Consider the following 12,736-nt stretch of genomic DNA (forward strand, 5'->3'; position numbering starts at 1 on the left):
AGACTACCTGCCCCCCGCAACAAAGTAAAGGTTTTCAAACGATGACATCCCCCCGTCACTCTCACCACCCGATCCACCCTGCCTTTTTGCAACGTTGGTCGCCACGTTCTTTTGATGCACAGGCTGAATTGCCGGAGAACGATCTGCTGACCATTCTGGATGCCGCACGCTGGGCCCCTTCAGCCTATAATATTCAGCCATGGCGCTTCACCTACAGCATGCGAAACGACAGCCATTGGGCCAACTACCTTGACCTGCTTGATCCGTTTAATGCCGGATGGGCAAAAAACGCCAGTGCCCTGGTCTTTTTAGCCTCAGACAGCTTGGTCGAAGGACAAAACGGCGAAACGCCTCGACCGTCTCATTATCATCACTTTGACAGCGGTGCTGCTTGGGCGCAATTGGCGTTACAAGCAACCATCATGGGTTATAGCGCACATGCGATGGCAGGCATTTTCAAGGATAAAGCGGCGGCATATTTAGGCTTCCCTGAACGCTATCAGGTTCAAATTGCCGTAGCCTTGGGTAAGAATGACCATCCCGATAAGCTGAGCGAAGACCTACGCCTGCGTGAACAGCCAAGTGATCGTTTCACACTCGACGAAATCGCATTTAGGGGAGCTTTTCAACATGAATAAAATCAGCGAAAACCCCATTGCCTTGCTTTTAATCACCGGCCTTTTAATTGGCTTTAACTTTCCTTTGGGAAAATTAGCGGCAGAAGCTGCCATATCACCGACAGTCTGGGCTTTTGTCTTTTCACTCGGCGCTTGTTTATTGCTGTTTCCGGTTTTGGTTTCGCAGAAAAAACTAATTTTTCCGACCAAGGCCACATTGCGTTACATCGTTTTCTCAGCCATTCTCTCCTACATTATCCCAAATTTGTTGCTTTTTAGTGTCATGTTACGCATGGGGGCAGGATATATGGGGTTGATGTTTGCATTATCTCCGGTTTTTACCCTGTTTTTTGCTCTTAACTTACGCATGAACATCCCAAACCGTATTGGTTTAATCGGTATCCTTTTCGGCCTGATCGGCACCACCGTTGTCAGCATCAGTAAAGGGAGCTTACCGGACGCACCGCCTTGGGAACTGATTATTCTGGCGCTTTGCGTTCCCCTGTGCCTCGCCCTTGGTAACATCTATCGCACCATGGACTGGCCCGACAAAGGGGAACCCGACAGCCTTGCGTTCTGGAGCCATGCCATCGCGCTTCTTTTTTACAGTGGCCTGATTTTCTTTTATCAAACCGATGCCAGTTTTGGCGAAATCACCAACACACCCGTTGTTGTTCTCTTACAGCTCTTGGTCTCTGGCCTAATTTTTCCAGCTTTTTTCAGACTGCAAAAAGTCGGCGGGCCTGTTTTGCTCAGCCAAATCGGCTATGTGTCCGCTGCCGTTGGTTTGGTCTGCGCGGTTCTGTTTTTAGGGGAACGTTACGATATCACCACATGGGTCGGGGCTGGCATTATTGCTTTTGGCATTGCCCTTAGCATTCAGGCCCAACGTCAACAAACCACTTAAACAAAACGGGGAGGTTTCACACCCTTCCCCTTTTTATAACCTATAACAATCAATTATTTCTTGATCTCAATTTCAATCAACGTGACATCAAAATCATTGTTGTTAATCACATTATGTTCAACACCGGCATCGCGATAATAACACTGCCCACGCTTTAACACCGCATCCCGCACCCCTTTGTCACTCTCCATCATCAAAGTCGCATCTTCCATCGGAACAATCACGTAATCACGTTCATGTCGGTGCCATCGGGTTTGTGAATGGGCCGGGAAAAACAAGTGGTTCACACTGACTTTGTCGTTTTCAATTTGATTAGTCAGGGTGAACAGGCTTAATTGCGTCATGTGATATCCTTTGATTTTTACTTTTTTTGCACATTTGCACGAAAACAGTGTATTGGACAAGTTCCTGTCTTATAGGCTATGCTTTTCATTCTAATTTCAAGATATTTAAGATTGAGCAGTCCCATGAAACTCGCCATCATCTTTGTCACAAGCTTTCTTTTTCCCGTTTTTGCTTATGGACAAACCACTTTGAAAGAATGTTTTGCCCACCACAATCAATGTGTAGCAGATTGTTTTCAGCTGGATAGCGAAGGCAGCCAAGCAAGTTGCATGGCCCAATGTGCGGGCGCAGAAGCCACATGTGCGGGCGAAATCGGACTGGAAAGCACCAAGCCTTTCATTCGTAAAAAGACGGAACAGCTTGAACAGCTTCTAGAAGATTTTTTCGGTGATATCCTACCACAAGACAAACCCGTACCTCAGCCGGAAAATCAATCCGAGACCTAAACGGATTATCATAGTGCCTCACTCATTTGAGTGATGAAGCCCCACCCGCAGCACGTTAAAGTAGACATTACAGTGGCTTGAACATGCAACAGGTTGGTTTATGTATCACTCACAAGAATATATGGAAATCGGCGGCAAGCTTATCACCTGCCCTTATAATGAAGATGATTATATGTACGGCATTAACCTACATGGTCTGTTGTGTCGTTTACATGATAGCGGGGCAACCAACGCAAACGATTTCCTCAGCATTATCATCTCATCTATAGAATGTGAAAATCGACTTTCCGATAACCAAAAGATTTACGATATTTACAATCAGGTTATGAATGATCTTGCCAACCTTGGCGTCACCCCTGAACAATCAGCGCATTAAACACACAGGCATTTTACTTTAGGGCATCGCTCATGCGTTGCTGACGTTCTTGGATCTCGCGGGGCCAACGGCTTTTAATGAAAGCCAGAACCGAGCGGATTTCCGCATCACTCAGAATTTTCGCAAAGGGCGGCATCCCGCTTTTAAAACCTTCCGGTCCCAAGGCAGCACCGCCATGTTTGGTATAATCAAATAACAGTTTATCATCATGATGCCATGTATGACCGGTTTCATCATGGGGTGGCGCAGGTAAGGTTCCATCGTCCTTCGTTGTTCGCCAATCCGGTGTTTCACCTTCCAGTTTGACCCCATGGCATTCCGCACAATAAAGCCCATAAACCTGCTTTCCGCGCGCAACCATCTTTTCATCCTGCGGGTCAATTTTCGCATATGACCCTGACAGTTGGATAAACGCATAAGCCGCCGCAATCGCAACCAGGCTAATCCCAATATAAATAACCCCTTTATTCGACATTTTCGTAGCGTTGCCTTTGCGTTATTAAAGCGAAATACCTTTTAAGACCTTAAACATATTTACGGCAGCACGATCACTCAGTCCAGAGACGAAATCACTGACTTGCATCAAATGTTCATAACGGTCATTCTTGAACACAAATGGGTACTCAAGCAGCTGGATCACATGTTTATGTTTCGCCGACATGCGCTTAATATCCCCACCGCATTTTTCAAAATCCAGCATGGCACGGCAGAAGACATCCAGCAAGAAGCCTAAAACCTCATAACTGGCTGTTTCAATTTCCAGCTTGCGCCGTGTCCCAAAAATAGAACGTCCGGCAAATGTTTTACAGGCCTGGGCCTCTTGTGCAAAAGGTGTCGCCGCCAGCAGTTCCTGATCAAACTCACCTTTCAACAAGGCCTCTTCATGTTCGATAAAAGCATCCACCGTAGCTTTTATCAAATTGCTGATCGCTTTAGATCGCAAGAAACCCAGTTTTTCGGACTGACCCATGTCAGCATACCAGCCTTGTGACAACAAATGTGCCCGGCGTGCCTCGATCGTGTCGCCATGTTTGTGCGACCAGGCAAGCGGGGCCAGATGATGTTCGACCTCGTTAAACGACACACATTCCATCGTTACCCCGTCTTCAAGGTCGGCAACCCGGTAACAGATATCATCCGCAGCTTCCATCAAATAGGCAAGTGGATGACGACACCATAAATGATCATCCCCTCTGCGAAAGAGGCCCAAACGGTTAGCCACTTTTTCAAAAATCACTTTTTCCGATTGGCAAAAACCCGCTTTTTTTGCCTCAATCCCCTGCCTGTTTTTAATCGAAGCATCACCGGGATATTTCGTAAACGCGCCCAAGGCCGCATATGACATACGAAAGCCGCCCTTTTCACGAAAATAATCCAGCTTGTTCAGGATACGAAACCCCTGCGCATTACCTTCAAACGCCAAAAGATCGCGTTTTTGTGCATCACTCATGTCTGCACAAAACACCACATCCCTGTTTTCTTGAAACCATTGACCAATCGCAGATTCACCGGCATGACCAAACGGCGGATTCCCGATATCATGGGACAAACAGGCAACCTGAACGATATAACCGAAATCATGGGCCGAAATATGTGTCGGAATATTGCGCCCCCCTTCGATTAACTGTCGCCCGACACCAAAACCCAACGACCGCCCGACCGAGGCCACTTCAACGGAATGGGTGAGACGTGAACGCACACGCCCCCCGACAGACAAAGGATGAACCTGCGTTTTATCCTGCAAACGGCGAAAAAAAGAAGAAAAGGTAATCCGGTCTAGATCCAGCAAAAAAGGGCTTTCTTCCCGGCCTGCCGGGGCATCTTCATCCATTCCGATCCGGCTTGTCGATAAAAGATCGGCCCAATTCATCATCTCTTTTCATCCTCTCATACACTTGAAAATCCAAGGGTCTGCACAAAAACACTAGCCGATTGCACAAACTTGGTGAACGACTATTTTTAACGATAGAAAAAATCTATCGAAGTTATAAAAATAACTCATTTTACTAATGGAAATATTTCTTCTACATTCAGTTTCAGCAAACAAACACATCAACTGACTAACTACATATTTGGAGATTAGAAACATGCAAAAACGTGTACCCGACGTAACTTTTAAAACCCGCGTTCGTAACGATGCCATCGAAGGTGACAACCCGTTCGAATGGAAAGATCTGACAACTGAAGAGATCTTCGCTGGTAAAAACGTCGTTGTATTCTCTTTGCCCGGTGCTTTCACCCCGACCTGTTCTTCCACACACCTGCCGCGTTACGAAGAACTGTATGACGATTTGAAAGCTCAAGGCGTTGATGAAGTCATCTGCCTGTCTGTCAACGATGCCTTCGTTATGTACCAGTGGGGCCTGAAACTGGGTCGTAAAAATGTCTTCATGCTGCCGGACGGTAACGCCGAATTCACCCGCAAAATGGGTATGTTGGTTGATAAATCCAACCTCGGCTTCGGAATGCGCAGCTGGCGTTACTCCATGTACGTTGAAGATGGCGAAATCAAAGTCCTGTTTGCCGAAGACGGTTACGGCGACAATTGCCCGACAGATCCGTTCGAAGTTTCTGACGCTGACACAATGCTGAACTACCTGAAAAACCGCTAAGGTTTTTCACTAGGGAAATGAGGAAGGGCCGCCCCCCTGCCCCTTCACAAAGCCGCCCTTCCTCTTTCCTGCCTTCTCCCCCCCCTTTATTTGCCACACTCGTTTTCTTTAAACTTCCTTCCGTTTGAAAGGCAGAAACATGCCCGCACGCAAAGTAGATATCGCCATTATCGGCGCCGGTACAGCCGGTATGGGCGCATACCGCGAAGCCACAAAAGTCACAGACAATGTCGTCCTGATCGAAGGCGGCGAGTATGGCACCACATGCGCCCGCGTCGGCTGCATGCCTTCCAAACTTTTAATCGCTGCGGCAGAAGCTGCCCATTTTGGTGGGCATACACAGCCTTTTGGTGTCACCTATCAAGCCCCAAAAATTGATGGTAAAGCGGTCATGGCCCGGGTAAAATCAGAACGTGATCGTTTTGTCGGTTTTGTCAAAGAAGACGTTGAAGGCTGGGACGAGGTCAACCGCATCCGTGCTTATGCCAAATTCATTGATGATCATCATCTGGAATTAAGTGACGGCCAAATCATTGAAGCAGACCGGATCGTCATCGCCACCGGCTCCAGCACCTTTGTACCGCCGCCTTTCAAGGCATTTGGGGATCGTTTAATCATTAATGATGATGTTTTTGACTGGGACGATTTACCCGAATCCGTCGTGATCTTTGGTGCAGGTGTCATCGGTCTGGAATTGGGTCAAGCCTTACACCGCCTTGGCGTCCGTGTCTCCCTGTTTGGTCGTGATTATCTGGTCGGTCCATTGACAGACGATGTCGTTAAATTCAAGGCACGCGAAACCTTTATGGATGAATTTCCCTTTTATCCGCATGGCGAGGTCACCCGCATGGAACATGTCGGCGATCATGTGGAAATTGATTTTGTTGAAGATGGGGAAACAAAAACAGACCAGTTTGAATATGCCCTGATTGCCACAGGCCGCCGTCCCAATGTTGATAAACTGGGATTGGAAAATACCTCGATTAAACTGGATGAACGCGGCGTTCCGCACTTTGTTCTTGCAACCGGACAAACCAGTGCCAGCCATATCTTTATCGCCGGGGATGCTGGCAACAATATCCCGTTGCTGCATGAAGCCGCAGACGAAGGAAAAATCGTTGGCTATAACGCCGCACGTTATCCTGAAATTCGTGCCTTCACCAAATCAAGCCCCATCGCTGTCATGTTTAGCGACCCGCAAATTATGATGGTTGGCGAAAGTTACAAGGCTTTGGAAAAACGTAACGCCAACTTTGCCGTTGGGTCCGTTGATTTTAAAGGTCAAGGACGTTCGCGTGTCATGCTGGTCAATAACGGGATCTTGCGGGTCTATGGTGAAAAAGGAACCGGGCGTTTTCTGGGCGCAGAAATGGTCGGGCCACGCGCTGAACATATCGCACATTTGCTGGCTTGGGCACATCAGTCTGAATTAACAGTCAGTGAAATGCTGGATCGTCCCTTCTATCATCCTGTCGTCGAAGAGGGGGTTCGCACCGCCCTTCGCGATTTGAACAATGCTTTGGAACTCGGTCCCGTATCACCGGCACGCTGCATCGATTGTGGTCCCGGCGCGTAAACTGAGCGAAATAAAAAGGAGAAAGCACATGGGTGTTGAAATTTATACCAAAGACAGCTGCATGTTCTGTAAAAAGGCCAAGGAAATGTTTCAGGAAAACGGTATTCCCTATCAGGAACATGATGTCAGTACAGTCGCAAAATTCAAAACCATGCAAGACCGTATTGCCAATGCAAAAACCGTCCCGCAAATTATCATCGACGGGCATTTGATTGGTGGGTTTGAGGTCTTGGACGCCCACAAAGAGGCGATTTTTGCGAAACTTAAAAAAGCCTTGGCAGAAAAATAAATTCACGAAATGTTGAAAAGCGTTGAGGCAATAAGCCTTGACGCTTTTTTTATCGGCTCTATCTTCAAAACCAGACTTTTGATTGAAAGGGGCCAGACATGTCCAAACAATATGATTACGACCTCCTCACCATCGGTGCAGGATCGGGCGGTGTACGCGCCAGCCGCATGGCTGCACAAAAAGGCGCACGTGTCGCCGTCTGCGAAGAAGACCGGGTGGGCGGGACATGCGTTTTACGCGGCTGTGTCCCCAAAAAGCTGCTGGTCTATGCGTCTGAATTTTCCGGTCATTTTCAGGATGCCAGTGGATTTGGCTGGCATGTCGGACAAACCGCTATTGACTGGCCTCGACTAATCGCCACAAAAAATAAAGAACTCGATCGTTTGAACGGGATTTACAACAACATCTTGTCCAGTAATGGTGTTGAAACCCTGCAAGGTCGTGGCACGATCATTGACGCCCACACCGTCGAAGTCGCCGGAAAACGCTACACTGCAGAAAAGATTCTTATTGCCGTCGGCGGCTGGCCGACGATGCCCGCAATCCCCGGCATTGAACATGCCATTACATCGAATGAAGCCTTGGATTTACCGGAATTACCACGCCGCATCACCATTGTCGGGGGTGGCTATATCGCGGTTGAATTTGCCGGTATTTTCGCTGGAATGGGTGCGGAAGTCACCGAAATTATCCGCGCTGATCGCATCCTGCGTGGCTTTGACGATGATTTACGATCCGAACTGGAACGTGAAATGATCAAACGCGGGATCAAAATCCTGTCCTCCACCACCGTTGAATGCATCAACAAAAAAGCCAATCATTTTGAACTGGTCCTCGGTGATGGCGAAAGCATTGAAACAGATGCCGTGATGTACGCCACAGGCCGTAAACCCAAAATTGATGGCCTTGGCCTTGAAGGCGTTGGCGTTGCCATTTCCGACAAAGGGGCGATTAAAGTCGATGACAATTACCGCACCAATGTTGAAAGCATCTACGCCATTGGTGATGCCACCGACCGGGTCTGCCTGACCCCGGTTGCCTTGGCCGAAGGTATGGCATTGGTCAACCATCTGTTTGGCGGAGAAAGTGCAGGTGTAGATTATGAAAACATCCCTTCTGCCGTCTTTTCACAACCACCTTTAGGTACTGTTGGCTTAACAGAAGCACAGGCCCGTGAACGTTACGGCAAGGTTGATGTCTATACATCCGGTTTTCGTGCTATGAAACATACCCTATCCGGGCGGGATGAACGCACCTTTATGAAACTGATTGTGGACCCAAAAACGGACCGTGTCGTCGGGGCACACATGATGGGACCGGATGCCGCAGAGATCATGCAAGGTCTTGGCATCGCTATGAAGTGTGGGGCAACCAAAGCCCAGTTCGATGCCACCATCGGCATTCACCCCAGCGCCGCAGAAGAATTTGTCACCATGCGCGAAAAACGACCTGAGGAAGAATAGCACCTCCTTTGTCCGACTATTAAAGTCGGGTAATTGACGAACATCAATTACCTGAGTGTTTTAGTTGGATATAAAAGCGGCAGTCGATGAGGCTCTTGTGATTCTTGATTTTTGGCTTCGCCCCTATAACTGACTATTTTAGTAATATACTAGTACAGTCATTTATTTTTAGGAGCCACACTGGAAATAATCGCGATAACATATGTCAATGCAGCCCCCCTCCCGCAGCGACATATGTGCGATTTAAGCGAGGGTGGAACGAACGGCCCTCCTTTTGTTCCACCCTCCCGCTTCCTTCTTTCCACGACATAAAATTACTTACAAACGCAACCAGCTTGCCGTTACGTCAAGCTTTCATAGAGTTTTCGTAAGAAAGCGACGTTTTCTGCTGGAAATCCCATCGATTCCCTTTTATACGAGATGTACAGATTTTATTTTAAGACACATTTCAGATTTTAAGGATTCCAGACAATGGCCCAAAAATGGACCCCAGATAGTTGGCGCAACAAACCGATCCGTCAGGTGCCGACTTATACGGATGCGGAAAAAGTAAAACAGGTCGAAGATACCCTGTCAGCTTATCCCCCGCTGGTCTTTGCGGGCGAAGCACGTCGCCTAAAAGCTGAACTCGCCGATGTTGCAATGGGCAAAGGTTTTTTGCTCCAAGGCGGCGATTGCGCGGAATCTTTTGCAGAATTCCACCCCAATAAAATTCGCGATACCTTCCGTGTTTTGTTGCAAATGGCTGTGGTTTTAACTTTCGGGGCCTCCTGTCCCATCGTAAAAGTCGGACGTATGGCCGGACAATTTGCCAAGCCGCGTTCTTCCGATAACGAGACCATCAATGGTGTCACCTTGCCGAGCTACCGTGGCGATGCGGTCAACGGAATGGAGTTCACCGAAGAAGCCCGTATCCCGGACCCGGAACGCCTGATCCGTATGTACAATCAGTCTGCTGCGACTTTGAACCTGATCCGCGCCCTTGCGCAAGGCGGTTATGCCAACCTGAACAAAGTGCATAAATGGAACTTGGATTTCGTTTCCGGTACTGAGGAAGGCAACCGTTATCAGGATTTGTCTGATCGTATTTCCGATGCCTTATCCTTCATGGATGCTTGCGGCGTCAGTGGCGACACGGTTGCGTCTTTGCGCGAAACAGAATTTTATACTTCACACGAAGCCTTGCTGCTGAACTACGAACAGGCCATGACCCGTCTGGACAGCACAAGCGACGATGAACAATGGTATGATACCTCTGCCCATCTGGTCTGGATCGGTGAACGTACCCGTTTGCTGGACGAAGCCCATATTGAATATATGCGCGGTATTTCAAACCCGATCGGCTGTAAAGTCGGCCCGACCATGACACCGGACGGCCTGATTGAACTGATCGACACCCTGAACCCGCAAAACGAAGCCGGTAAACTGACCCTGATCACCCGCATGGGCGATGGCAAAATTGAAGATGGCCTGATCCCGTTGCTGGAACGCGTCAAATCCGAAGGTCGTCACATCGTCTGGTCCTGTGACCCGATGCACGGCAACACGGTTTCCGCCGAAGGTGGATATAAAACCCGTCACTTCGACGCGATTTTGGGTGAAGTCAAAGGATTCTTTGCCGCACATAAAGCTGCCGGTACACATGCAGGCGGCGTTCATTTTGAAATGACCGGTCAGAATGTAACCGAATGTGTGGGCGGGACTTACGAAGTCACCGAAAGCGAACTGGGTGATCGTTACCACACCCATTGCGACCCACGCCTTAACGCCAATCAGGCCTTGGAAATGTCTTTCCTTTTGGCCGATGCGCTGAAGGGCGAACGTTAATCACATCAACGGGCATTTTCTCTTTAAAAGGGCTTCTTGAAAGAAGCCCTTTTTTTATTTGACCACCTCTGTCCAATGCAACTAAAAATAATATAGGCACCCTTAGCTATAAGTATTGGGAAAAGTGATGCGCATTATTATAATTTTAATTACAGGTTTATTCTTATCAGGATGTGCCACGGATCAATGTGGCGTTAAAACATCTACGGGGCATTGTCTTGGCACCAGCGCATTCAAGAAAATATCATACGAAGAAGGGAAAATTTATTTACCTGAAAAATGGCGTGAAAAAGTTTTCATACATCGAGGGCGATCATTCTCCAGTCACTATCAAGAAAACATAATCCTACCTAACGCTGGCCTTGTATTAGAAAAATACTACCTCGGCGGATTTGCCGAACGCTTTAATGAAAATGGATTTAAACGTGTCTTAACAAGTTGGCCTGCAATCAATGACAATATCAATCCTCAGCATCTCAACTTCCAAAGCGCCCGAAATATTTATTTTGCCCCTTATAAAATGAAAGACCTTCAATGTTTTGTCGGACGTACATTCCTTGGGCAAATGCGCGAACTGACAAATGGGAATGGTCGTGAAGCCACATTACGCGGCTATTTATGTCAACCAAATACAATCAAACCAGAAGAAGCGCAGAGTAATTTCATTAACTTTATGGCAAATATAAAACTCAAAGATTAAAACACATCACCCGTAAACTCAGCCTTCAGGCGTTTGCGGAAAGCCTCGATATGGCGCAAGGCATTGCGTAGGTTTTCACGCTCACGCTTGCTTAGATCCTTGAACCGAACAAAGCGTGAAGCAAGAACCCCGTCACGATAATCCATGACTTGCTGATAGAGTAAGATATGAACCAGAAACGAAAAGGCACTGCCCAGATAATCAGCTTCTGTATCGCTTAAAACCCCGCCGTGATGAAGTTTTTCAATGCGTTCTTCTGTCGAAGTTACCTCAAGGGCATGGCGAAGGGATAATAAACGAATGCCTTCCACCAAAGGCAAGGTGCCCCGGTATTTCAAATCAATCATCTTATGCGAACTTTGCACATCCGGATCAGGTGCCAAACGCCCAAACAGGCCGAGGCCAACGCTATGGTCAGCTTGAGCGCGATGCATTTCCTGTAAAAAGAAATTATTTTCCCGAACCATTTTCAACACATTCTGGCGCAGATCATGGGCCAGCTCCACACGCCCCCAAACCGGCTGAAAATCAAAGAAAATATCTGCCAGACGCAAGGCCGTAGCGTTACGTTTACGCCCCCACAGTCGCACTTGTTCCACCCATTGCGACAAACTTTTGCGCCACAAGGGATTGCTCGCCATAACATGCCCTTTGCAATAGGGAAAACCGATCTCATTTAAATCATGGCACATGCGAGCCGCCAGTTCGCGAAAGAACTGATCAACCCGCCCGTGATCTTCATCCGGGTAATCATCCAGAATAAAACCATTATCCTGATCCGGTGACAGATAGTTTTCCCCCCGTCCACCGGAGCCCATAACAATGACGCAAAACGCGACGGGTGGCGTGCCCCAGCCTTCGGCCTCCATATGCGCGAGGTTCATGGAGATAATACGCGCAACAATATCGTTATTTACATGGGACAACAGGTGCTGGATATAGGCGGCTGAGACATTATCTTCAAATAAATCCCGTGCAATTTCCACCTGCGCCGCCTTCACACCACGCAGGCTATCTAAATTTCCTTCTCCACCGAGACGGTCAATATGTTGGATCAAACGACTGGCCGCTGCCTCAACAGCTTCCCGATAGGCGATAACGCCCAACGGTTGCTTGGCCTGATCAACCACAATAATTTCATCAACTTGGCGTCGGCGCATCCGCGCAATGGCATGATACAGATATTCCCCTTGAAAAATCGTCAGAGCCTTATCGTCCATCACCTCTTCAATCAAGGTTTGCGGACCGAGCTTAAACAGAATTTTCTCAAGGATATCCTGTGTGCGCACCAGACCCGCAATTTTGCCGTATCCATCAATGACAATGCAACAAGGTTGTTTTTCTTCCGTCATACGCGCAATGGCATCGGCGCACGTTGTACCAAACGGCACGCAAACCTTGGCGGGGTGCATAAACCCCTCCACCCGTCTGGCGAATATCTTACTTTGTGATCGCATTTCTTCCCTACCCGGCCCCCTTATAGGATAAAATTGCGGGCGTATCATCCCATTATATATGATTTGTTGCAATCCGTCTTACATTGCGCAACAATCAGTCCACGCAGGGCGTGCCTTATCA

The 12,736-nt window shown here is 48.0% G+C and carries 14 protein-coding genes; 10 read left to right on the plus strand and 4 right to left on the minus strand.

Translation table 11 applies throughout. The features are described from left to right. Positions 1–41 precede the first annotated feature (41 nt). Positions 42–638 (plus strand): nitroreductase family protein, encoded by a 597-nt coding sequence (locus tag ACI0FF_RS16930; RefSeq protein ID WP_419797931.1) that lies wholly within the window; start codon positions 42–44, stop codon positions 636–638. Further along, positions 631–1,524 (plus strand): DMT family transporter, encoded by an 894-nt coding sequence (locus ACI0FF_RS16935; RefSeq protein ID WP_419797932.1) that lies wholly within the window; start codon positions 631–633, stop codon positions 1,522–1,524. Before ACI0FF_RS16930 ends, ACI0FF_RS16935 begins: the two co-directional genes overlap by 8 nt. A gap of 53 nt (positions 1,525–1,577) precedes the next feature. Here the strand turns inward: ACI0FF_RS16935 and ACI0FF_RS16940 are convergent, their stop codons facing one another. Then, positions 1,578–1,868 carry a cupin gene (locus tag ACI0FF_RS16940; protein ID WP_419797933.1) on the minus strand — a complete coding sequence of 97 codons (291 nt, stop codon included), beginning with the start codon at positions 1,866–1,868 and terminating at the stop codon, positions 1,578–1,580. A 123-nt stretch (positions 1,869–1,991) separates the two neighbouring features. On the opposite strand from ACI0FF_RS16940, the gene ACI0FF_RS16945 reads away from it, so the two are divergent. Together ACI0FF_RS16945 and ACI0FF_RS16950 are read left to right on the plus strand one after the other, a co-directional pair. Next, on the plus strand, positions 1,992–2,315 hold the full coding sequence (locus ACI0FF_RS16945; protein WP_419797934.1) for a hypothetical protein: 324 nt from the start codon (positions 1,992–1,994) through the stop codon (positions 2,313–2,315). A gap of 100 nt (positions 2,316–2,415) precedes the next feature. Then, complete coding sequence (locus ACI0FF_RS16950) at positions 2,416–2,691, plus strand: hypothetical protein (RefSeq protein ID WP_419797935.1); 276 nt, start codon at positions 2,416–2,418, stop codon at positions 2,689–2,691. A gap of 13 nt (positions 2,692–2,704) precedes the next feature. Here ACI0FF_RS16950 and ACI0FF_RS16955 read toward each other — a convergent pair whose 3' ends face one another. Next, positions 2,705–3,166, minus strand: a complete 462-nt coding sequence (locus ACI0FF_RS16955; protein ID WP_419797936.1) for a c-type cytochrome — start codon at positions 3,164–3,166, stop codon at positions 2,705–2,707. Positions 3,167–3,190: 24 nt separating this feature from the next. Then, the gene (locus tag ACI0FF_RS16960; protein WP_419797937.1) at positions 3,191–4,564 is read right to left on the minus strand and encodes a deoxyguanosinetriphosphate triphosphohydrolase; all 1,374 of its coding nucleotides are present in this window, start codon (positions 4,562–4,564) and stop codon (positions 3,191–3,193) included. Positions 4,565–4,778: 214 nt separating this feature from the next. Here ACI0FF_RS16960 and ACI0FF_RS16965 point away from each other — a divergent pair, with 214 nt between their 5' ends. From ACI0FF_RS16965 to ACI0FF_RS16990, 6 genes are all read left to right on the plus strand, one after another. After that, complete coding sequence (locus ACI0FF_RS16965) at positions 4,779–5,303, plus strand: peroxiredoxin (RefSeq protein WP_417822128.1); 525 nt, start codon at positions 4,779–4,781, stop codon at positions 5,301–5,303. 139 nt (positions 5,304–5,442) lie between these two features. Continuing rightward, positions 5,443–6,879, plus strand: a complete 1,437-nt coding sequence (locus ACI0FF_RS16970; RefSeq protein WP_419797938.1) for a dihydrolipoyl dehydrogenase — start codon at positions 5,443–5,445, stop codon at positions 6,877–6,879. 28 nt (positions 6,880–6,907) lie between these two features. Then, a complete protein-coding gene (locus ACI0FF_RS16975) occupies positions 6,908–7,168 on the plus strand; it encodes a glutaredoxin family protein (RefSeq protein ID WP_417822130.1) in 261 nt (86 codons plus the stop codon). Positions 7,169–7,266: 98 nt separating this feature from the next. After that, positions 7,267–8,631, plus strand: a complete 1,365-nt coding sequence (gene gor / locus ACI0FF_RS16980; protein WP_419797939.1) for a glutathione-disulfide reductase — start codon at positions 7,267–7,269, stop codon at positions 8,629–8,631. Positions 8,632–9,102: 471 nt separating this feature from the next. Continuing rightward, the gene (locus ACI0FF_RS16985; protein ID WP_419797940.1) at positions 9,103–10,458 is read left to right on the plus strand and encodes a class II 3-deoxy-7-phosphoheptulonate synthase; all 1,356 of its coding nucleotides are present in this window, start codon (positions 9,103–9,105) and stop codon (positions 10,456–10,458) included. Between the two features lie 127 nt (positions 10,459–10,585). Further along, complete coding sequence (locus ACI0FF_RS16990) at positions 10,586–11,158, plus strand: hypothetical protein (RefSeq protein ID WP_417822133.1); 573 nt, start codon at positions 10,586–10,588, stop codon at positions 11,156–11,158. Here the strand turns inward: ACI0FF_RS16990 and ACI0FF_RS16995 are convergent. After that, the gene (locus ACI0FF_RS16995) at positions 11,155–12,570 is read right to left on the minus strand and encodes a DUF294 nucleotidyltransferase-like domain-containing protein (protein ID WP_419797941.1); all 1,416 of its coding nucleotides are present in this window, start codon (positions 12,568–12,570) and stop codon (positions 11,155–11,157) included. The genes ACI0FF_RS16990 and ACI0FF_RS16995 overlap by 4 nt on opposite strands. Positions 12,571–12,736: the final 166 nt, after the last annotated feature.

This window comes from Terasakiella sp. 4MB5A (assembly GCF_050058155.1).
GTDB lineage: Bacteria > Pseudomonadota > Alphaproteobacteria > Rhodospirillales > Terasakiellaceae > Terasakiella > Terasakiella halodenitrificans.